Origin of the sequence: Pseudoalteromonas sp. OF7H-1 (assembly GCF_022347825.1) — a bacterium.
GTDB lineage: Bacteria > Pseudomonadota > Gammaproteobacteria > Enterobacterales > Alteromonadaceae > Pseudoalteromonas > Pseudoalteromonas maricaloris.
Window position 1 is genome coordinate 131,077 of sequence record NZ_JAKRFX010000005.1, and the last position, 20,492, is coordinate 151,568.

The 20,492-nt window shown below is 43.0% G+C and carries 17 protein-coding genes; 9 read left to right on the plus strand and 8 right to left on the minus strand.

The features are described from left to right. Positions 1–2 precede the first annotated feature (2 nt). The 5 genes from MHN30_RS08415 to uspE all read left to right on the plus strand — a co-directional run bounded on the left by MHN30_RS08415 (position 3) and on the right by uspE (position 5,210). Positions 3–2,378: a heavy metal translocating P-type ATPase gene (locus MHN30_RS08415; RefSeq protein ID WP_239359230.1), complete on the plus strand. Its 2,376-nt coding sequence runs from the start codon at positions 3–5 to the stop codon at positions 2,376–2,378. Further along, positions 2,375–2,575 (plus strand): cbb3-type cytochrome oxidase assembly protein CcoS, encoded by a 201-nt coding sequence (gene ccoS / locus MHN30_RS08420; protein ID WP_010373983.1) that lies wholly within the window; start codon positions 2,375–2,377, stop codon positions 2,573–2,575. Before MHN30_RS08415 ends, ccoS begins: the two co-directional genes overlap by 4 nt. Position 2,576: 1 nt before the next feature. Next, positions 2,577–3,248 (plus strand): sulfite exporter TauE/SafE family protein, encoded by a 672-nt coding sequence (locus tag MHN30_RS08425; RefSeq protein WP_039497489.1) that lies wholly within the window; start codon positions 2,577–2,579, stop codon positions 3,246–3,248. A gap of 185 nt (positions 3,249–3,433) precedes the next feature. After that, positions 3,434–4,168: an FNR family transcription factor gene (locus MHN30_RS08430; protein WP_010373979.1), complete on the plus strand. Its 735-nt coding sequence runs from the start codon at positions 3,434–3,436 to the stop codon at positions 4,166–4,168. A 118-nt stretch (positions 4,169–4,286) separates the two neighbouring features. Continuing rightward, a complete protein-coding gene (uspE, locus tag MHN30_RS08435; RefSeq protein ID WP_010605017.1) occupies positions 4,287–5,210 on the plus strand; it encodes a universal stress protein UspE in 924 nt (307 codons plus the stop codon). Between the two features lie 52 nt (positions 5,211–5,262). On the opposite strand, the gene MHN30_RS08440 is transcribed toward uspE, so the two are convergent. The 6 genes from MHN30_RS08440 to MHN30_RS08465 form a co-directional block, all read right to left on the minus strand. After that, complete coding sequence (locus tag MHN30_RS08440) at positions 5,263–6,459, minus strand: PepSY-associated TM helix domain-containing protein (RefSeq protein ID WP_222240717.1); 1,197 nt, start codon at positions 6,457–6,459, stop codon at positions 5,263–5,265. A gap of 74 nt (positions 6,460–6,533) precedes the next feature. After that, a complete protein-coding gene (locus MHN30_RS08445; protein ID WP_130126154.1) occupies positions 6,534–8,687 on the minus strand; it encodes a TonB-dependent siderophore receptor in 2,154 nt (717 codons plus the stop codon). Positions 8,688–9,176: 489 nt separating this feature from the next. After that, positions 9,177–10,070 carry a tRNA 2-thiocytidine(32) synthetase TtcA gene (gene ttcA / locus MHN30_RS08450; RefSeq protein ID WP_010373971.1) on the minus strand — a complete coding sequence of 298 codons (894 nt, stop codon included), beginning with the start codon at positions 10,068–10,070 and terminating at the stop codon, positions 9,177–9,179. Between the two features lie 163 nt (positions 10,071–10,233). Further along, positions 10,234–11,370, minus strand: a complete 1,137-nt coding sequence (locus MHN30_RS08455; protein ID WP_010373969.1) for an ABC transporter permease — start codon at positions 11,368–11,370, stop codon at positions 10,234–10,236. Next, positions 11,367–12,101: an ATP-binding cassette domain-containing protein gene (locus MHN30_RS08460; RefSeq protein WP_130164271.1), complete on the minus strand. Its 735-nt coding sequence runs from the start codon at positions 12,099–12,101 to the stop codon at positions 11,367–11,369. Before MHN30_RS08460 ends, MHN30_RS08455 begins: the two co-directional genes overlap by 4 nt. Before the next feature lie 3 nt (positions 12,102–12,104). Further along, on the minus strand, positions 12,105–13,589 hold the full coding sequence (locus MHN30_RS08465; protein ID WP_130164272.1) for an alpha/beta hydrolase: 1,485 nt from the start codon (positions 13,587–13,589) through the stop codon (positions 12,105–12,107). A gap of 89 nt (positions 13,590–13,678) precedes the next feature. Here MHN30_RS08465 and MHN30_RS08470 point away from each other — a divergent pair, with 89 nt between their 5' ends. From MHN30_RS08470 to MHN30_RS08480, 3 genes are read left to right on the plus strand one after another with little or no spacing between them, the layout of a single operon-like run. After that, on the plus strand, positions 13,679–14,050 hold the full coding sequence (locus MHN30_RS08470; RefSeq protein WP_010373963.1) for a GntR family transcriptional regulator: 372 nt from the start codon (positions 13,679–13,681) through the stop codon (positions 14,048–14,050). Next, complete coding sequence (locus MHN30_RS08475; protein ID WP_130164273.1) at positions 14,050–14,883, plus strand: ABC transporter ATP-binding protein; 834 nt, start codon at positions 14,050–14,052, stop codon at positions 14,881–14,883. Before MHN30_RS08470 ends, MHN30_RS08475 begins: the two co-directional genes overlap by 1 nt. Beyond that, positions 14,880–16,133: a hypothetical protein gene (locus tag MHN30_RS08480; RefSeq protein ID WP_039497473.1), complete on the plus strand. Its 1,254-nt coding sequence runs from the start codon at positions 14,880–14,882 to the stop codon at positions 16,131–16,133. Before MHN30_RS08475 ends, MHN30_RS08480 begins: the two co-directional genes overlap by 4 nt. 282 nt (positions 16,134–16,415) lie before the next feature. Here the strand turns inward: MHN30_RS08480 and MHN30_RS08485 are convergent, their stop codons facing one another. Beyond that, positions 16,416–16,976 (minus strand): TIGR00645 family protein, encoded by a 561-nt coding sequence (locus MHN30_RS08485; protein ID WP_017219099.1) that lies wholly within the window; start codon positions 16,974–16,976, stop codon positions 16,416–16,418. Between the two features lie 173 nt (positions 16,977–17,149). Here MHN30_RS08485 and MHN30_RS08490 point away from each other — a divergent pair, with 173 nt between their 5' ends. Continuing rightward, complete coding sequence (locus tag MHN30_RS08490; protein ID WP_010373953.1) at positions 17,150–17,392, plus strand: hypothetical protein; 243 nt, start codon at positions 17,150–17,152, stop codon at positions 17,390–17,392. A gap of 338 nt (positions 17,393–17,730) precedes the next feature. Here the strand turns inward: MHN30_RS08490 and topA are convergent, their stop codons facing one another. Further along, positions 17,731–20,376: a type I DNA topoisomerase gene (topA, locus tag MHN30_RS08495; RefSeq protein ID WP_010373951.1), complete on the minus strand. Its 2,646-nt coding sequence runs from the start codon at positions 20,374–20,376 to the stop codon at positions 17,731–17,733. Positions 20,377–20,492: the final 116 nt, after the last annotated feature.

Consider the following 20,492-nt stretch of genomic DNA (forward strand, 5'->3'; position numbering starts at 1 on the left):
CCATGGCAAATTCGTGTTTTCATTGTTTGGAGCCTATTCCTAAAGGGTTTGTAGGCTCGGTTACCTTTGAGGGTAGCGCACAACCGGTTTGCTGTATTGGCTGCCAGGCCGTTGCCGAAACCATTATTTCTCAAGGTATGAGTGACTACTATACTTACCGCACAGAAAGTGCAGGTAAAGTTGAAGAGCTTGTACCTGAACAACTCAAAATGCTACTCAGCTATGATAACGACGAGATCCAAGAGGACTTCGTCGAAATTAGCGGTGAGCACAAAGAGGTACTGCTCAGTGTTGAAGGAATAAGCTGCGCCGCCTGTGCTTGGCTTATCGAAAAACAACTGCTGGCGCTCGGCGGTATCGTTCGGGTTGATGTTAACACCTCCACCCATCGCGCCATGATTGTATGGCAAGATAAACACGTAAAGTTAAGCGATATCATTAAATCTTTGATGGAAATCGGCTATAAGGCCTACCCATTTCAAGCCGATGAAGAAGCTGCACAGAAACAAGCCGTAGCGAAAGCATACATCCGTCGTTTAGGCGTTGCTGGCCTCATGACTATGCAAGTGATGATGTTTGCATTTGCCATGTACTTTGGCATGTTTTCAGGTATGGAAGAGGACTTTGAACAGTACTTTCGGTGGATAAGTCTCGTGCTTGCCTCTCCTGTTATTCTATATTCGGCAATGCCATTTTTAACGAATGCGGTTAAAGGACTGAAAGCTAAACAACTGAATATGGATCTCCCTGTTTCACTTGCTATATTCGGTGCCTACGGCGCCAGCACTTACGCGACTTTTATGGAAGTCGGCGAAGTCTATTTTGAATCCATCTGTATGTTTACCTTCTTGCTGTTGTTAGGTAAATACCTTGAGTTCAGGGCCAGACTCAAAGCTAGTGAGTTTACTGCAAACCTGCAAAAGCTGCTGCCATTGACCGCCAGAAAGGTTGATGAGAATAACAATGAACAACATATTGCCGCCAAAAAGCTAAAACTGAACGATCTGATACTAGTTAAGGCTGGAGAAACTATCCCTGCGGATGGCTTAGTGATCAAAGGCCATACCACCGTTGATGAGTCGATGATGACAGGCGAACATTTGCCAGTTAAGAAATATCAAGGCCATCAAGTGTATGCTGGAACCGTGAATCATGACGGTGTAATTACGTTAGAGATCAATAAAATTGGGCAAAATACCCTGCTCAACCAAATTATTCGACTGCAGCATAACGCACTTACCAAACGCCCTAAGTTGGTGGAAATCACCGATAAAGTCGCGCAGTGGTTTGTTGCCTGTCTATTAATTTTTGCCTCAATTACCGCCATCGGCTGGTACCCAATTTCACCAGATAAGGCTTTTTGGGTCACGATTTCAGTGCTAGTAGCAACCTGCCCTTGCGCGTTAAGCCTTGCGATACCAACCGCGCTTACCTGCGCCGTTGCGTCACTTACGAAAAAAGGGATCTTGATTAAAGAAGCCCATGTACTAGAAACGGCAACCAAATTAACGCGTGTTGCCTTTGATAAAACAGGCACACTGACCGAAGGACGTTTCTCAATTAAACACATTGAGCTACTGCAAACGGAATACAACGAGCAACAAGTCTTGGATTTCGCAGCAGCGTTAGAGCGCTTTTCTGAGCACCCAATCGCTCGCGCATTTGCACATATCACCCCAACCGAAAACCTAGTCCAAGATGTTGAAGTTGTGGCTGGTTCAGGTATTCGTGGTCACTGGCAAGGAGTCACTATTGCCCTTGGGAAGAGCCATTGGTTTGATAACCACGCGTCATTTGCTCAAGCAACCTTATTCATTAACAACAACGCAGTTGCAGATTTTTACTTCAATGACAAAGTAAAAAGCAATGCTGAAACAGTTGTTGAACAGCTACAACAAGCTGGCCTTACATGCCACATGCTAACTGGGGATAGCTCCAATGCAGGCAAAGAGTTATCGCAGCAGTTAGCATTAGATAGCTACCAAAGCGCTTGCACACCAGAGATTAAGCAACAAGCCGTTGAAACTTGGTCCAAACAAGGCGAGATTGTCGCTATGGTTGGTGATGGCATCAACGATAGCCCAGTATTCAATAGCGCTCACTTGTCAGTTGCGATGGATACCGGCGCTGATATCTCAAAGAATACCGCTGATGTAGTGTTGTTAAATAGCGATTTGAATGCCATTCTAGCCCTTCAGCAAGTAGCGAAACAAACGCGCAGAATAGTAAAGCAAAACTTAACCATATCACTTTTGTATAACGGCTCCATTTTGCCACTCGCTGCACTTGGCCTCATTCCACCTTGGATAGCAGTTATTGGCATGTCAGCTAGCTCGATCATCGTGATCGGTAATTCATTAAGGTTATTAAAGCTATGAGTATCATCTACGTATTAATACCTATCGCCATTTTATTCGTCATTATTGCTATTGGTATTTTCTTTTGGGCAGTAAAAAGCGAACAATTTTCAGATTTGAATAAACAGGGCCACAGCATCTTATTCGATGATGATAAAGCGCAAACGGGTGATAAGTCCGTAAAACCATCAAATAATAAGAGCAATAACGACAACTAGCATGAATGAGATAAGCTTGCTAAGTGCATTTGTGATGGGGCTTGCAGGAAGTGGTCACTGCTTGGTGATGTGTGGCGGTATTGCCAGCTCGCTACAACTGGCGAGTAAGCAGCTTTCTGCAGTGGTTGTTACCCTGTTGTATAATATCGGACGTATCTCCAGCTATGCACTAGCTGGCAGCCTTGTTGCCCTACTCGGGGCAAGTCTCGCCAAGCAAAACACGTCACTCGCCATTATATTACAATTGATGAGTGGTATTTTTATGGTGCTTGTCGCTATCTACGTAATGCGCTTAGCCAGCACCTTAAAATGGCTAGAGTCGTTTGCTAAAAGCTTAATTTGGCAACATATTGTTAAGCTCAATCACTACTTAGTCCCGGTCAATACAAAAACCAAAGCGTTTTGTTACGGGGCCTTATGGGGATGGCTACCCTGTGGCCTAGTTTATTCGGCTTTAACATGGACATTACAAGCAAAATCAGCAACTGAAGGCGCACTCATTATGCTCGCCTTTGGTATCGGCACAATGCCTGCGCTGATTGTAATAGGACAATCGGCTCAGCTGCTACAAAAGTTTATAAATCATTTAGTTACACGTATTATTATGGGTAATTTATTGATTTGGTATGGTGTTTATTTAATTATTATTGCAACTGATAAGTTAGTACATTAACCTATCCTTATCTAAGCAAACTCATCATTTAAGATTATTGGTTAGCGCTTTGAGATTAGGAGCTCCAATTGATAACCAAATTTTCTTTTGCGTGTCATATGAGTTTGTGGCGATCTGTAGTACCAAAACCGTTATGCTTTGATACTAGGTTGCCTTCACGTGCGTCATAGACTTATGGAAATTTTATGGACTTAAGTAATCAAAACCGCTCAAAGAGCCAATGCACAATCAGCTGCAATAATTGCAGTATCAGTCAACTTTGCCTCCCATTTTCGCTCAATGGCAGCGAAATGGACAAGCTAGATGAGATCATTGAACGTAAAAAGCCGCTTCATAAAGGAGATTTTCTTTTCGAGTCAGGTGCGCCATTAAATGCTATCTTTGCCGTTCGTTCCGGCTCATTTAAAAGCTACACACTGTCTGAGCAAGGCGACGAGCAGATCACAGGATTTCACCTTGCGGGCGATCTTGTGGGTTTTGATGCCATCAATAAAATGCAGCACCAGAGCTTCGCACAAGCTTTAGAGACCTCTATGGTGTGCGAAATCCCATTTGATACCCTTGATGAGTTAGCCGGTAAGCTGCCAAAGCTACGCCAACAGATCATGCGACTAATGAGCAGTGAAATCAATTACGACCAAGAGATGTTGTTATTATTGAATAAAAAGACTGCTGAAGAACGCTTAGCAACTTTTATCTATAACCTTTCAAATCGCTTCGGCGAGCGTGGTTTTTCTCGTAAAGAATTCCGCTTTACGATGACGCGCGGTGAAATTGGTAACTACTTAGGTCTTACTGTAGAAACCATTAGTCGTTTACTCAGTCGTTTCCAAAAAGCGGGAACAATAAAGGTCGAAGGCAAGTTTATTACCATTATTGATGCTGCAGCCCTAGCTGAGACAGCCGCAATTGCATCTTGATTTAGAACAAACTATTTATCGTTAAGACTTTATCCTTAGATAGGATCGGTTACACTCAATAAGGTCAGAGGTGAAAAAGCTTCTGATCTTATTTGTATACCGTTTTAAGGAGATAGTCGTGGATAAAATCAAAAGTATACTCACCGTAATTGATCCAACCAAAGAGCGCCAAAATAGCTTAGAACGCTCTATCAATCTTGCCAAGCGTACCGGTGCTGCAATCACTGCATTTATGTCTATTTATGACTTCTCCTATGAAATGACCACGATGTTGTCTAAAGACGAACGTGAAGCAATGCGTGAGGCAGTAATTAAAGACAGAGAAGCATGGCTTGCCGATATGGTTAAGGACTTTTCTGATGTGAGTATCCAAACTAAAGTGTTGTGGCACAATCGCCCCTACGAAGCAATCATCAAAACCGTGCTTGCACATGACTATGATTTGGTCATTAAATCCACCCATCAGCACGATACCCTAAAGTCAGTTATCTTCACCCCAACCGACTGGCATTTAATTCGCAAATGCCCTGCGCCACTATTACTGGTTAAAGATCACGCTTGGCCAGATCAAGGCAACATTATTGCAGCGGTAAACTCTGTCAGCGATAACGAACAACATCAAGAACTCAATAAGCGTATCATTACAGATGCTCAGTTTTTATGTGAATTAGCCAATGCTAAATTGAGCTTGGTAAACACCTATCCAGCAACGCCTGTTAATATTGCGATAGAAATTCCCGAGTTTAACCCATCGCAATACAATGAAGCCGTGAAAAAACATCATGAAGACGAGACATTTGCACTCGCAGAAACTTATTCAATAGATAAAAGCGATTGCATCATCAAAGAAGGTCTACCAGAGGACGTTATCCCCTATGTTGCTAAAGAAAAAGACGCTGAGTTAGTGGTCATCGGCACTGTCGGTCGCACTGGACTGAGTGCAGCGCTTGTTGGCAATACTGCTGAGCATGTGATAGATAGCTTAGACTGTGATGTCTTAGCACTAAAGCCAGATGGCTATAAATCCCCATTAGAAGACTAACTCAGCGCTCAAGTTAATTAAATGTGCGGTAAATACACAGCCGCACATCCCTTTATGTGTACCTGGCGAGCCAGAAATAAAAGTAAAATGCTGATAAACAAAATATCGGCAACGTTGCCAACTGTGCACCCGTTATACTTTTAGACTTAGTGCGCTTGTATGTCATCATCACGCCGGTAAACGACAGTCCGGTTAACGCAAGGCCAAACACAAACCATATAAGCTTAGAGGTGATCCCTGCAAAATAACCAAAGTGTAATGGATCTGCATGTTCGTTAAGATAATTGCCCCACGCCATATTTTCAGGTTGCTGTACTGCTAAAACCTCTAGCGTTGTTGGATCCATATAAACCTTGTGCGCTCTATCCCGAAGTAAAGGGTTTGTGCTCATCCCTTGAAAACGCAGCAACGCAGTATCTGCTCTTGGTAGCTGTACGGTTGTTATCGTCCAATTAGGAATGGCAAGCTGCGCTTTTTTAAAAGCGCTTTCAAACCTCTTTACAGAGAGCATGTTGACGTCTTTTACCGCTGTAACATGCTCAACTTTTGGAGCTGGAGGCTCCAAACTAAAACCGGCTACCCGTGCAGAAAACTCAAACAGATACCAAATACCTGTGATAATAATAAGTGTACTAAACCACAGTCCCCATAAGCCAAAAACCTTATGCAGGTCACTCAAAAATACTCTTGTACCTTGCGCCAATCTCAAACGCCACAGCGCAACTTTCCAATTTCGTGTGGTTTTCAGTCCGGTATAGACAGAGATCAGTAAAATGAATGCAAAAGCAGTGACAATTGGCAGCCCGGGCATTGCAGGCATAAATAGGTAGCGATGCAAATCTCTAAAAAATCGTTGAATTGTGAGTAATGATATATCGCCCGTTACTTCATAAGTCCATTGATCGACGTGCACATACCTATCACTTTTAGCCTCGAAAGCCACCCGTGCTCGATAGGAAAAGTAGTCGCTCCCCATTGTACCTAAAGTAGTAATACGACCTTCTGGATAGCGTTCAGCTATCGACGCATACATGTTTCTCCAAGATGCCGCCGTTTGCTCTTTTACCTCTTTGGGCTTTTGGCTCGCACGCATTTGCTCAAAAACAAGCCAATCTAATTCATTTGAAACAGTCGCGATTGTGCCCGTTGCGAGGATCACAAACATAACGGCCGCTAATTGAAAGCCTACCCAGGCATGTAAATCATATAACTTGCGTAGCCGCTTTCTTTGTCTAGCTTTGTCAGCCATCTTGATCCTTATAAAGATAGACTTTCATTTCCACAAGCTCGGATAACTCACCGAGCCTCAGATTAACTTAAGCATTACCAGTTGTAGGTAAACTCAAGGAAAGCATTTCTTGGATCGCCCGGAAAGTGTCCCGTGCGGTCTAAAAAGCCCGACTCTGCATATTCTTTATCGAATACGTTTTCAACTCTGAATAGCACACTATAGTTATCTAATTCCCAAATAATTGAGGTGTCAGCGACGAAATAGGAATTTAGTGTTTGGCCAGATAAACTAAGCTGCTCATCCACATAGTTACCGCCAACTGCGAAAGCCAGATTCCACTCAGGGATCTGATATCGAGTCCACACCCCAAACTGATTTTCAGGGGCGTTGGCAAATTTATCGCCAACACTATTGCGGATCCCACCAGCGCCATTGTCAGCGGTGATAGTCGCATCATTATAGGCATAGGCTAAGCTTACTACCCAGTCAGGGGTCACGTCGGTGATTAACTCGATTTCTAGGCCTTTACTCGTGATTTCTCCGATTGGCGCTAAATTATCAACACCATCTTGCTCGGGATCTGTACCTGTATTTTGTAGCAAGTTTTGCCTTGTTATCTGATAACCAGCCACTTTTAGCAATGTACTTCCGTTAAATAACTCTGCGTTAAGCCCAACTTCAATGATATCACCCGTCGTTGGCTCAAATGGACCACCCGCTTTTTCGTCCTGACTGGATACGCCTTGGGGTTCGTAAGAGTCAGCCCACTGTGAATACAATGAGATATCATCAGATAGCTTGTAGATACCACCAATTCTGAAGCTAACATTGGTATCATTAAACTTACTGCCATTGGCATCGTCTTCAAACTGGTCATAACGTATGCCTGCTACAAACGTTACTTTCTCCCAAGCGAGTTCGTTGAGTACATAGGTGCCATTACGCTGTTGTTTCGTTGTACTTTCTGGCGCAAACTTCACATTGTATTGATTTGGCTGCGTTTCTCCATAATTAGGGTTGTGGAGAGACAAAGGCAAAATATCCGAGTCTAACGACGTACCATTTAGATAACGAGTGACAAAGTCATTAGATGCTGACGCTCGACCCAACAACGCATCTTCTTCACCAGAATATATATCTAGACCAAACGCGGTACGCTGCTCAGCACCAAGCATCTGTGTTTCATAAACAAAGTTAGCCGCAAAAGAGAGTTGAGACTGGGCTCTTAGTTGATCTCGGAACTCACGTGCGACCAAATCGATTTGACCATCTTTATTGCTGTCGATGAGTGCTCTTGGTTCATGATAGTTTTGTTCTTGCTCATTATCTATATAGCGAAGCGCAACGTTGTAACTTAGCGATGGGCTCAAATCCCCAGCAACACTCGCTTGCAATACATCTGAGGTTAGATTTAAAAAGTCTGTAGGCTCATTATGATTCCACGATGGGGTCGTTAGAAACTCACCGTCATCGCCAGCGGGGACCCCGCGTAAGCGATTCGCGTCCAAGTCCTGTTTGTAGTGCGTGTATTGCAAAATCAAACGAGCATCATCAAAATCATAAGCGTAACCTGCATCCATAATTGCCACTTCGCTTGCACTATTATCGCGGTAGGTATCTTGTTGTTCGTAAAACGCCCCCAAGCGAATGCTTTGCGCTTGTGCTACTTCACCAGTCACCTCACCAGAAGCACCATAGCGGCTATCTGTGCCCGCGATAATACGAGTATTGGCACTAAACTCAGATTGCGGCTTTTTAGTTATATAGTTGAATAATCCACCAGGTGCCCCGGGTCCATACAGCATACCGGCGGGACCTTTCAAAAAGTCGACACGCTCGACATTAAATAGCTGTGGGACATTAAACCCAACATATGGGTCGCCTCTTAGACCATCAAAATAGATTTCTTCTTGACGAAAGCCACGTGCAGTCACCCCCGCGTAGCTAAATTGGCTGACCCCCGCGATATTACGATAGAGATCTTTGGCATCTCTTGCGGCTAAATCACGGATCAGATTTGCATTGAGAGAAGTCACCATCTGGGTCGAGTTAAGTGGGTCAACCGCAAGCTTTCCCGTCGAAGACTCACCATTACGATATAAATTTAATGTACGGCTAACGACGGTTATTTTTTCTATGTCTTGGTCTTTAAGCTTATCTTCTGACACTTGCTGCTGAGCTGACGCATGCAAAGAGGGATACATAATCGCTAAAGCGATAAGGGATAGTTTTGATATTGTTTTCATTTGGAGCCACAACTTGGTTATTATTAAAGCGCAGGCAAATGATAACAATTATTAATTACATTTAAAATAACCAACTTATATTTAATTGCATTTTTTGCAAAACTAAGAACAAAAATATCTCATGCAGAGATCATTTTCCCGACAGCATGAATAAGTTAGGTGCGTAGAGTTACCAGGTAATTTAAAGTGAAAGATGTTGGGGAGCAAAAGTAGTTAACCTGAGCTGCGGATAATTAATGCCTTTCTAGCAGCCAGTTTTAGCGCTAACTGCGTTGAATTCACTTCCAATAGCCAGCTATTGGTGCGTAAATTCGCCTTGTTTTCCCTAAATCTTGCTGGCTAGACAAGGAAAAAACTAAGTTGTGCTTTAGCAACAATGAGTTGGAACATTCCTTATCCAAACCTCAGGTTAGTTAAGTTATAGAGTACCAATTATTGAGTTTTAGACTAGGCCTATCAGACCTAGCCTGGAAAAATCATCGTTGAGAATTAAATATTAGTTACATCAATAAACAATGATTCATCAATGTTTGTCGAGGAAACCACTGCTTCATTAAAGTCATAAGCTTCACGCTCACCGTCTCTATCTAGAGGTAGACTTTCGAAGTCAAAAAGTTCCGTGTCAGCCAGTTGGCTTGGACTAACATTTTGAATTGATTTAAAAATATTCTCTACTCGACCAGGTGTTTTCTTATCCCACTCTACCAACATAGATTTAATGTTTTGACGTTGCAGGTTTTCTTGCGAACCACATAGGTTGCACGGAATAATAGGAAAATCTTTATGCTCTGCGTATTGAATAAGATCTTTTTCACGTGCATAAGTGAGCGGGCGGATCACCACATTACGGCCATCATCAGAGCGTAGCTTTGGTGGCATCGCTTTCATTCTTGCACCGTAGAACATGTTTAAAAACAGCGTTTCAACAATATCATCTAAGTGGTGGCCCAGTGCGATTTTAGTCGCGCCAATCTTTTCCGCAAATGAGTACAAAGTGCCACGACGCAAGCGTGAACAAAGACCACAAGTCGTTTTGCCCTCTGGTACTTTCTCTTTTACGACTGAGTAAGTATCTTTATCAATGATGTAATAAGGAATGTCTAACGTTTCGAAGTACTCAGGCAAAATATGCTCTGGGAACCCAGGCTGCTTTTGATCTAGATTGACCGCCACCACATCAAAGTGAATTGGTGCTGCCTTTTTTAGGCTAAGTAAAATATCCAGCATGGCGAATGAATCCTTACCACCGCTGATACAAGCCATCACCACATCGCCTTCTTCGATCATATTGTAATCTTTGATGGCGTTGCCGACATTACGGCGCAGACGCTTTTGCAGCTTATTAAACTCTAAAACTTCTTTGCGATTATCTTGCTCTGTCATGGTGTTAGGTGCCGTATTCATACTTACTCAACTGTGTACTGTGGACGTTATCACGCTAGTACATTACTACATCAATTATGGGGCGCCGATTATACGTGAAATTGAGATGAGGTAAAATACAAAAATGGCGCCGCTTTGGGCGCCATTGTTGGGAATTAGTAAATTAAAGGCCGAACACTACCTTTTCACTTTTTAGCATACGACTGCTTAGGTAGGTGAAAATAGCAAACAACCCCAACGTTACCGCGCTCGATAATAATAGTTGTGGTACTGGTATCGCATTGCCTTTAATGATTTCAATCATTGCGTTTTGCTGCGCTGCGATCGGCATCCACTGCATAATGTCGGTAGCAATATCATAGGTCGTTGCCATACTCATCATTACCGGAATGAACAGCGCCATCGCTACATAAGATTGCGCTTCTTTAAATGATTTAGCCAAGAAAGAGATAAATATCAACAAGCTGGCAGACATTAGCGCAATAGGCAGGCCAATTATAATTGCCGAAATAATGAATTTAGGACCAATAATCACCGTAAAGCCCATCATTTCCCAAGGCACCATATTATACGCAAACTTTGATACTATGGTGGTTAACACTAAGGCAATGATAGAGAAACCTGCAATTGCCCCCACTTTAGCTAACACAATATGCATAGTACTGATCGGGTGACTAAGTAATAGCTGTAAAGAGTTGCGTTCACGCTCCCCAGCACTACTGTCAATTGCCATACCCATCGCCGCATAAAATAGTGAAATAATAATAGATAACGTTGCAATACCTAATACGAAGCCCCCTTTAGAGGTTGGTGTCGCTTGGTCATGAGTTTGAACATCTATCGCACGTGCAATTGTCGGATCGATACCACGCGCGACTAACCGCAATGAAGCAACTTCGCTGTTGTATAACATGAGGTTACGCTCTAGTCGGTTAATTGATGAACGTAACTTTTGCTCCGATTTATCAGCGATGATAAATACCGTCGCGCTCTTACCTTGCATCATATTTTCTTGATAATCTTCGCTTACCTCCAAGGTAATGGCTTTAACCTCTTCGCCTTCACCATGTTCAATTTCTTTACTCGCTAAAAATTGTACTAAGTTGGGCGCATTCTCCGCATTATTAATAGTGATTTTGAGTGCATCAGGCGAAGCCATTTGCTTAAACATGACGGTAAATAATACACACATTAGAATAGGTGCACCGATGCAATAGTAAAGGCCAGCCATCACTGAACGTTTGTCGCGGCTTGCGTCTAACACTTCTTTTTTAAATAAAACTGAGATTAATTTCATCATGCTGCAATTCCTTCATCCGTACCGATTAGGGTAATGAAAGCTTCCTCAAGCGATGCTTTACCTGTTTGTTCACATAGCGCTTGTGGAGAACCTTCCGCGACCACTTTGCCTTTCGCCATGACCACCACATGATCGCAAAGTGCTGCAACTTCTTGCATCACGTGGCTAGAAAACAAGACACAGTGACCTTGCGCCTTAAGCATCAACAACAAATCCCGTAATACTCTGGTACTCATTACATCTAAACCACGCGTTGGCTCATCAAGTACAATATTCGTTGGTTTATGCACGATTGCCTGCGCCAACGCTGTTTTCATTCTTTGACCTTGTGAAAAGCCTTTACAGCGTCTATCCGCGATATCCAACATTTGTAGCTTCTCTAACACTTCTTGCGTCGCGGCAGCGGCCGAATTTGCGTCCATGCCACTTAGTTCAGCGTAAAACTGGGTATATTCACGCGGTGTCATGCGCTCGTAGAGTCCACACGGGTCTGGGAACAATCCTAATTGTTGTTTTGCCCTGGTTGGCTCTTTGGCAACATCAATACTATCGATAGACGCCATACCTTGATCAGCTTGGAGCAGGCCAAATACGGTCCGTAAACAAGTCGTTTTACCTGCCCCATTTGGTCCCAATAGTCCCGTAATTTGACCATCTCGAGCGGTAAATGACAGCCCGTCTAGCGCGTTCACTTCACCAATCTTTTTATATAAGTTATCTACTTGGATCATGAGTTACTCCTTATTAGCGGTTGCTGGGCCATTGATGTTCATAAAGAATTGTTTGCGTGTGTCTTCTTCAAGACAGCTAATATCAAAGTCTCCCACTGTCTTTTCATCGTAAAACTTAGCAATAAGCTTATTAGCACAGCTTTGCCCTGCGACAATATGCGTGGCCGTTGGCGCAACTAAGTGCGTGGCATTGCTTAATTTTTCCATCGCAACTTCTGCCCACTTAGCAGGCGTTGCTGGATCTAATCCGCCAGAAAGCAGTAAGGTTGGAATATCGGACGCAACGGGTTCATAGTAACTACTTGGCACCGGACTCACATTCCAAATTGGGCACGTCGCATCTAGTCCTGTGATCATCATCTCACCCATATAGTTTTCACTATATTTGGCTTTGTCCGCAGCCGTTAATCGTGGCCAATCTTCCCCACATACAATCGCCTGATGCATCCCCATGGCCAATCCCAGACCGTCTTCACTTGGTGCCATCATGCCAACAAGTGGAGCAAGGTTACCGTTAGTCGCTTCACTAATCGCAAGCGGCACCAATGCACGGAAGGAATGAGAGTAAAGCGCCATCCTAATCGCGCTAAATAGCTTCATTTTGGTCATCGTCATCGCGAGCGGTTTGCTGGTCCTTGGGTGAAGTACAGACACTTCTAACGGCGTTTGCTCTACTTGATTAAGCAAGCTTTGCCATTGCTGCTTTAGATTCGGATAACTATTTGCACATTTTTTATCGGCCTCACATTGTGCAAAAAGGGCGTTCAATGAATCTTCTATCGCGCCACCAATCGCCATTAAACTTTGGTTATTGGGCGCAAGACCATCTAACACGGCCGATGCAACACTATCAGGGAACTGTCTCATATACTCAAGTGCGATGCGCGTTCCATATGAGCCACCATATAAGTGTAATTTGCTATAACCAAGCGCGACTCGTACCGCGTCAAAATCTTTTGCGGCCGCAACCGTTGTATAATCGGAAAGATCTGTGTTTAGATTTTCTTTACACTTAAGGGCATCTTCTTTGTAAAAATCGAGACCCAACAAGGTATCATTTAGCGCAAATTGTTGCTCAAGATCCCCCATATCACATTGCAATAGATTGGACTTTCCAGTTCCCCGCTGGTCAACAAGTATAATATCTCTATTTTCTCTCGCGTATTTAAGAATTCTTTCAAAGTTTGCTGCAATTTCGGTGGCCGATTGTCCAGGTCCCCCTGCAAACGCAATAATCGCTTCTTGTGGGTAAAGCGGCTTTATTGCTGGAATAACCATAAAATGAATATCAATTTTTTGTTCTGTTTTGGTTTCACTTAATGGTTGCGAAATTTTTCCGCATTGCGCTCTGTCACTGAGGCCTTTTGCATAACAAGCGGATAATTCTGCGGTTGATGTTGCCGCTTGTAATGGCAGCACAGTTCCTAAAACGAGAGGAAGCAGCGCTAGCTTTACTAAGCTTTTCTTAAACTTAAATGGCTTTTTCATAGTTATTTCCTTGTTGACTCACGGTCAGTATGCTAACTTTAAGTGAGTGTATCAGTGTATTATTGTATTAATACAGTAGAATTAGAGTAATGCTAGATCTTATTCATGTCAACCCCAACAGCGCAGAGCCGATTTATAAGCAGCTATTTGATCAAATAGTGCGTTTAATTGTGTCTGGTAAAGCACAAGCCGGAGAAGAGCTACCTTCTGTAAGAAAGCTAGCTGAGCACTTCTCGGTGAACCCGATGACCGTCTCTCGGGCTATCGGGCAACTTGTCGATCAAGGTTGGCTTGAACGAAGACGCGGCCAGCCGACACGCGTTGCACAGCAGCAAACGACACAACAGACCGATAATCTACTCCATAAAAACCTAGATATTTTAATTAGTGATGCGAAACAGCTTGGGATCAGTAAGACTGAATTGATATCATTGATTGATAAAAATTGGGGACAAGAATAATGACAAGCCCACTACTACAATTCACTAAAATCCATAAACAATATACCGACAAGCCGGTTCTTGAAGACATAAATCTTATTATTGAACCTGGCATGGTTATGGGTTTACTAGGACGAAACGGGGCCGGTAAAACGACACTTCTGCGGATTGCACTTGGGTTAATCGAACAAAATAGTGGTGAGGTTAGCTGCCTCAATAGTAGCAACCTCGAGCTGAGCCCTACGTGTAAAAGCCAAATTGGCTATGTGCCACAACAGCCCTGTGGCTATCAAGGCTTTAAAGTCAAAGACGCCCTCGCACTGCACCGCAGCTTTTATCCAAATTGGGATATTACACTTGAGCAAGAATGGCTTTCTCGCTTCGAGTTAGACGAAAACAAGCTAGTAAGTAACCTTTCAGTTGGTCAACAACAAAGCTTAGCGCTGATAATGGCGATGTCGTACCGCCCTAAGTTACTGATCCTTGACGAGCCAGTGTCAAGCCTCGACCCCATTGCACGCCGGGAGTTTATGTCGGACTTATTCGAGTTAGCACTTGAGTCCGGCTCTGGTGTACTTTTCTCCTCGCATATTACATCTGACGTTGAGCGCGTTGCGAGTCACATTGCCATTATTAAAGATGGTAAGGTTTTGGTTACTGGCGAATTAGATACGCTAAAAGAACAAATTAGGCTTGTACCACATCATCTTACAAGCAAACTGCCATCAGGAGACGTACTTCATCAATCTGAACGTTTTAGCATTTATCAAGCTCACGACAGTGCAAACTGGTCAGCAGACCTACAGCAAAGCCATAGCAACCTTGAGCAGCTCTTTGTGGAGCTACACGCATGAGTACATTAACTCAGCGCAATTGGTGGACCGGATTTTCCGGGTTTTGGCTGCGAGAGTGCGGCTCAGCAAATTTTTTCATTCCTGGGTTCTTAGCGTCTATCGCTTCACCTTTATTAACCTTAATAGAAGATCAAAATATACAAGCATTTAGTTTGGTCTTTTCAATCAGCGCTTTATGGATGGCTTTTTGTTGGCAGTTAGTGAAGTTGCAAGCACAGGAGAGCGCCTTACTGTTCCCTGCAATTAAACAGCACATATACTTGCAAGGTACGGTAATTCTGGTCATTGGCTACTTACTCAATGCCCTTGCTCTTTTCAACCGCCCCGCATCTGAAGTTGCCTATGCCATGTTATTTGCAACGAGCTTTGGCGGTAGCTTCTTTTTGCTATGTCTTCGAAATAGTGTGTATTTTAGACATAATAGTTACGTTTTTATGCTAGTACTCGTGCTCGCTATGTTTTTTGGCGATACCCCACAAATTTTAGCACTGCTTGCCGTTCCCCTTATGGTAATGGGAACATACCTGTTAGTGACACGGACTCATCACTGCCAATGGCATCATATGGCATATCAAACCTACATAAATAATATTCAAACAGGGTGGCTCCCAAGCAATACCTTCGCACCAGATTTCCTCACTCAGGGGTTTAGACAATTTTTTATGCCAATGAGCTATTTTGCGGGTAATCTGTTGATACAAACCTGTCAGATATTGCTTATCTCTGGACTATTAGCCATTGTGGCAAGTGGCTTTTTTGGTGTCACACTCCATTTTGTTATCGGCTTTACCGATATGCTTGTTCTGATGGTCGCTATTTTTGTCTGTTGGTCCAAACTACAAACAAAAATGACATGGGATCAACTATACCTACTCCCTATCTATTCAAGCCTTAAAGCGATAAAGCAGGCTTACCACGTCTCTGCAGTTAAACTTGGGTTTTGCCTAGCCTTGTTTCAACTTTTAGTATTGCTAGCTTGTAGCTTCTTTTCCACATTCGAGACTGTGGCTTTCTATTTAGTGATATTTACAGGCTCTGTAGCAGGGTTTGTTCTTTGTGTTGCGCTAGGAAGCATGATTAAAAGCGCCCTTACGTTGTCGCTTTGCTGCATGTTCGTAGTCATTTTGCATAGTGCATTTAAATCTTACCTGTTAAATCACGAACAATCAGCAACCACCGTATATCTATTATTAGGTTACGTTGCGATAGCCACCTCACTGCTTGTTTACAGTAATAAGAAGTTTGATTAATACCAGTTGTATTAAGTAAATGATCTATCTTGAAGCGGGGAAATAGCTTTAGTAGCAAGGCAAAAATTTTACTATTTAGTTGTTCTAAATGAGAAATTTTTAACGAAGCTAATATGCTATTTCACCCTTCAAATTGATTAGAGAATTAATTCAATTGGTATAAGAAAGGGGTCACTCGTAAAGGCGTGGCGCTAGCACTTGAACCACCGGAGACAGCGCTGGTTAGAATAAAGGAGTGATCGTGAGCATAAGTCGATTATCACTCCTTTATAGCCGCAATTTTTAATGGGAGTGGGTTCGACTATTAATAAAGTCGGTGACCGAAAACAACACCCCAGAGATCACGAAAGTAATGTGTATGCCTACTTTCCAAGCAAGCTGCTCACTGGTTAAATCTTGAGAATGAATAAAGACCTTGAGCAACTCTACGGCAGATATCGCTACGATGGCGCTGATCAGCTTGATTTTAAGCCCTGAGAAGCCAACTTTCCCCATCCAAGTCGGTTTGTCTTCTTGTGGTTCAACATTAAGCTTGGAAACAAAGTTCTCGTAGCCACTAAAAATAATGATGATCAACAACCCAGCCAGTAAAGCCGTATCAACCAATGTTAAGATACCAATGAGTAATTCTTGATTTGTCGCGGTAAGCGCACTGATGGTCATCACATAAAGCTGTTTAAAGAACTTAAGTAACAGCAACACAATCGCGAGTAGTAGGCCAACAAAGAACGGCGCTAACAGCCATCGTCCTTTAAATAAGGTTCTTTCTAAGAGATGTTCATAACGATTAAATTGCTCATTCTCGGACTTTGTTTCTTGCTCCATGTTTTTGATTTTCACCATCTTTAGTTAGTTTAACTGAACCTATAAATGTAGCATCAACGCTTATATTTCTCACTATTTATTGACGTAAATTTGAATCAATTTTCTGCTCTTTAAGAGAAAATAAATTCGTTTTCCTTATTTTAAATTTTGCTTTAAAACATGCTTGTTCTTTCAACTAACAGGTAACACGAATGAAAACCTTAGTTTCATCATTAATCGCTCTATCTCTTTTTGCTTGTGTACAAGTACAAGCCGATGAAGAGTTACCAGTCGCGCCTGCAGATTTGGTTCAAGAGTTAACTCAAATGTGCCTTGATTGGGCAAAAGATGATGATGTACAAGCATCTGAGATGAAAAAATATGTTTTGAATTGCGTTAACGACGAGCTAGAGGCAACTGGCTATCAAAAAGTCAAAGACGTAAACATTAAATAATACCAGTTCGCTTATTTAACCTGAGCTGCGGATAATTAATGCCTTTCTAGCAGCCAGTTTTAGCGCTAACTGCGTTGAATTCACTTCCAATAGCCAGCTATTGGTGCGTAAATTCGCCTTGTTTTCCCTAAAACTCTCTGGCTAGACAAGGAGAAAACTAAGTTGTGCTTTAGCAACAATGAGTTGGAACATTCCTTATCCAAACCTCAGGTTATTTAAGTGATGGCATTCATGATGAAAAAGGCCGCTCAATGTGTTGAGCGGCCTTTTGCTTTTAATAACATTTTAGACAAAATATCCATAGCATCTGAAGACACCTATCGATGTTTGGCTAATCGTTAAGCTTTCTTTTTCTTGGTAGTTTTCTCTTCTTCTACCCATTTACCATTGCTATATGTCGCTTTCCAACCCGTCGCTTTACCATCTACTTCTGTCATCACATATTGTGTCTTGGTTTTTCTAGAGTAGCGAACAATCGCAGGGTTACCATCTGAGTCTTGCTCAGGCGCATCAGCCAGATAATAGAATTTAGGTGAAATTCTATCTCTGAAGCGTTTTAGCTCTGATACTTTCGGGGCTCTTGTCTCACGTGATTTCGGGAATGTGTGCGCCGCTAAGAAAATACCTGAAGCGCCATCACGAAGCACAAAATGCGCATCTGACTTTTCGCATTCTAGTTCCGGAAGCGGAACTGGATCTTCTTTCGGTGGTGCAGCTTCACCGTTTTTCAATAGCTTACGTGTATTTTTACAGTCTTCATTTGTACAACCAAAATACTTACCAAAACGGCCAGATTTAAGCTGCATATCCGAACCACACTTGTCACACTCAATTAGTGGTCCATCGTAGCCTTTGATCTTAAATGCGCCTGTTTCAATGACATAGCCCTTACACGCGGGATTATTACCACATACATGGAGCTTTTTCGTTTCATCAATAAGGTATGAGTCCATTGCCGTTTCGCAAATTGGACAACGTTTCATATGACGCAGCGATTCAGCTTCCGCCTCTTCATCCGCATCAGCAGCAACCGCTTCATCACCAGACACTAGATTAATTGTGGTGGTACAACGCTCTTTTGGCGGCAAGTTATAGCCTGTACAGCCAAGGAATACCCCTGTAGAAGCTGTACGAATACCCATTTTGCGTGAACATGTGGGACAATCGATGTCTGTTTCAACCATCACATTTTGTCGCATGCCGCCTTCACTTTCATCGCCAGCGGCTATTTCTAGCTGGTTAGAAAAGTCGGCGTAAAACTTATCAAGTACCTGCGTCCATAAACGTTCGCCTTCTGCGATATCATCAAGGCGACCTTCCATTTTGGCGGTAAAGTCAAAGTCCATTAAATCGTTGAAATTCTCAACGAGTCTGTCAGTTACGATCTCGCCCATTTTTTCAGCGTAAAAACGGCGGTTTTCAACTCGAACATAACCACGGTCCTGAATCGTCGAAATGATAGCAGCATAGGTAGATGGACGACCAATACCACGCTTTTCTAATTCTTTAACTAAGCTTGCTTCGCTGAAACGTGCTGGTGGTTTAGTAAAGTGCTGCTTAGGATCAATCGCAATAAGATCAAGCTTGTCGCCAACTGAAACACTTGGAAGCGCCTGCTCTTCTTCATTCTTCTTACGCACAGCCGGTTGTACACGTGTCCAACCATCAAAACGTAGCACGCGACCTTTCGCTTTTAACGTGTAATCTTCCGCGGCGACGGTCAGCGTTGTTAGATCATACTCTGCAGGCATCATCTGACACGCCACAAACTGACGCCAAATAAGCTCATAGAGCTTCTTAGCATCTGCCTCTACGCCGTCTAAATGACCTGATAAGATCGTCACATCAGAAGGACGAATTGCCTCGTGCGCTTCTTGTGCGTTGCCTTTTGCGGAGTAACGCAGTGGTGCTTCTGGAAGATACTTACTACCAAATTCACTATCGATATAGCCACGACACATTTCTAACGCATCGTTTGATAGGTTCGTCGAGTCCGTACGCATATAGGTGATGTAACCCGCCTCGTATAGACGCTGCGCTAACATCATGGTTTTCTTTACGCCATAGCCTAAACGAGTACTTGCCGCTTGCTGCATTGTCGAGGTAATAAATGGCGCACTTGGCTTACTCTTACTTGGCTTTTCTTCAACCTTGACTACTTCGTAAGCACTGTTTTCAAGCACTTGTACGGCAGTATCAGCCTGCGCTTTATTTACAGGCTTAAATGCCTCACCTTTAAACTTAGTAACCGCTAGGCGAATATCATCTTTTGTTGCTTTAACATCGGCGTGAATATCCCAAAACTCTTCTGGAATAAACGCTTTAATCTCACGCTCTCGCTCAACAAGTAATCTCACAGCAACAGATTGTACGCGACCTGCCGATAACCCTCTTGCTACTTTTTGCCAAAGCAGCGGGGATACCATAAAGCCAACAACTCGGTCAAGGAATCGTCTTGCCTGCTGCGCATATACCATGTCGGTGTTAAGGTCGCCAGGCGCTTCAAACGCTTGGGTTATCGCGTTTTTGGTGATCTCGTTAAAGACCACACGCTTATATTTGCTCTCATCGCCACCGATGATCTGTTCAAGGTGCCAAGCAATAGCTTCCCCTTCTCTATCCAAATCGGTTGCGAGATAGATATGGTCAGCATCCTCAGCAAGTTTCTGTAGTTCTTGAACTACTTTTTCTTTACCCGGCAAAATTTCGTAATGCGGTTCCCAACCCTTCTCAGGATCAATCCCCATCCTCGCAACTAAATTTGCATAATCTTTTTGCTTTTTATATTGCGCTTTTTCTTCAGGTGACATTTTACGTACTTCAGCTGGCGACTTAGTTGCCAAGCCTTTCGTCTTACCTGCCCCTGAGGTAGGAAGATCTCGAACATGGCCTACACTGGATTTAACAATGTAATCCTTGCCGAGGTATTTATTGATTGTTTTTGCCTTCGCGGGAGACTCTACAATTACTAGCGATTTGCCCATAGCTGCCTATTTTTGACCGATTCTGTCTGATGTTTGCCCTTACTTGGGCGTTAAATTACTTATAGGTATATCTACAAACACCTATTGTTACAAGCTAAAAATACTAACTTTTCCCT

Bases quoted from the DNA above. Each gene is read 5' to 3' on its own strand.
- MHN30_RS08415 (WP_239359230.1), top strand. From the start codon at position 3: ATGGCAAATTCGTGTTTTCATTGTTTGGAGCCTATTCCTAAAGGGTTT.
- ccoS (WP_010373983.1), top strand. From the start codon at position 2,375: ATGAGTATCATCTACGTATTAATACCTATCGCCATTTTATTCGTCATT.
- MHN30_RS08425 (WP_039497489.1), top strand. From the start codon at position 2,577: ATGAATGAGATAAGCTTGCTAAGTGCATTTGTGATGGGGCTTGCAGGA.
- MHN30_RS08430 (WP_010373979.1), top strand. From the start codon at position 3,434: ATGGACTTAAGTAATCAAAACCGCTCAAAGAGCCAATGCACAATCAGC.
- MHN30_RS08440 (WP_222240717.1), bottom strand. From the start codon at position 6,459: ATGGCTGACAAAGCTAGACAAAGAAAGCGGCTACGCAAGTTATATGAT.
- MHN30_RS08445 (WP_130126154.1), bottom strand. From the start codon at position 8,687: ATGAAAACAATATCAAAACTATCCCTTATCGCTTTAGCGATTATGTAT.
- ttcA (WP_010373971.1), bottom strand. From the start codon at position 10,070: ATGACAGAGCAAGATAATCGCAAAGAAGTTTTAGAGTTTAATAAGCTG.
- MHN30_RS08455 (WP_010373969.1), bottom strand. From the start codon at position 11,370: ATGATGAAATTAATCTCAGTTTTATTTAAAAAAGAAGTGTTAGACGCA.
- MHN30_RS08460 (WP_130164271.1), bottom strand. From the start codon at position 12,101: ATGATCCAAGTAGATAACTTATATAAAAAGATTGGTGAAGTGAACGCG.
- MHN30_RS08465 (WP_130164272.1), bottom strand. From the start codon at position 13,589: ATGAAAAAGCCATTTAAGTTTAAGAAAAGCTTAGTAAAGCTAGCGCTG.
- MHN30_RS08470 (WP_010373963.1), top strand. From the start codon at position 13,679: ATGCTAGATCTTATTCATGTCAACCCCAACAGCGCAGAGCCGATTTAT.
- MHN30_RS08475 (WP_130164273.1), top strand. From the start codon at position 14,050: ATGACAAGCCCACTACTACAATTCACTAAAATCCATAAACAATATACC.
- MHN30_RS08480 (WP_039497473.1), top strand. From the start codon at position 14,880: ATGAGTACATTAACTCAGCGCAATTGGTGGACCGGATTTTCCGGGTTT.
- MHN30_RS08485 (WP_017219099.1), bottom strand. From the start codon at position 16,976: ATGGTGAAAATCAAAAACATGGAGCAAGAAACAAAGTCCGAGAATGAG.
- MHN30_RS08490 (WP_010373953.1), top strand. From the start codon at position 17,150: ATGAAAACCTTAGTTTCATCATTAATCGCTCTATCTCTTTTTGCTTGT.
- topA (WP_010373951.1), bottom strand. From the start codon at position 20,376: ATGGGCAAATCGCTAGTAATTGTAGAGTCTCCCGCGAAGGCAAAAACA.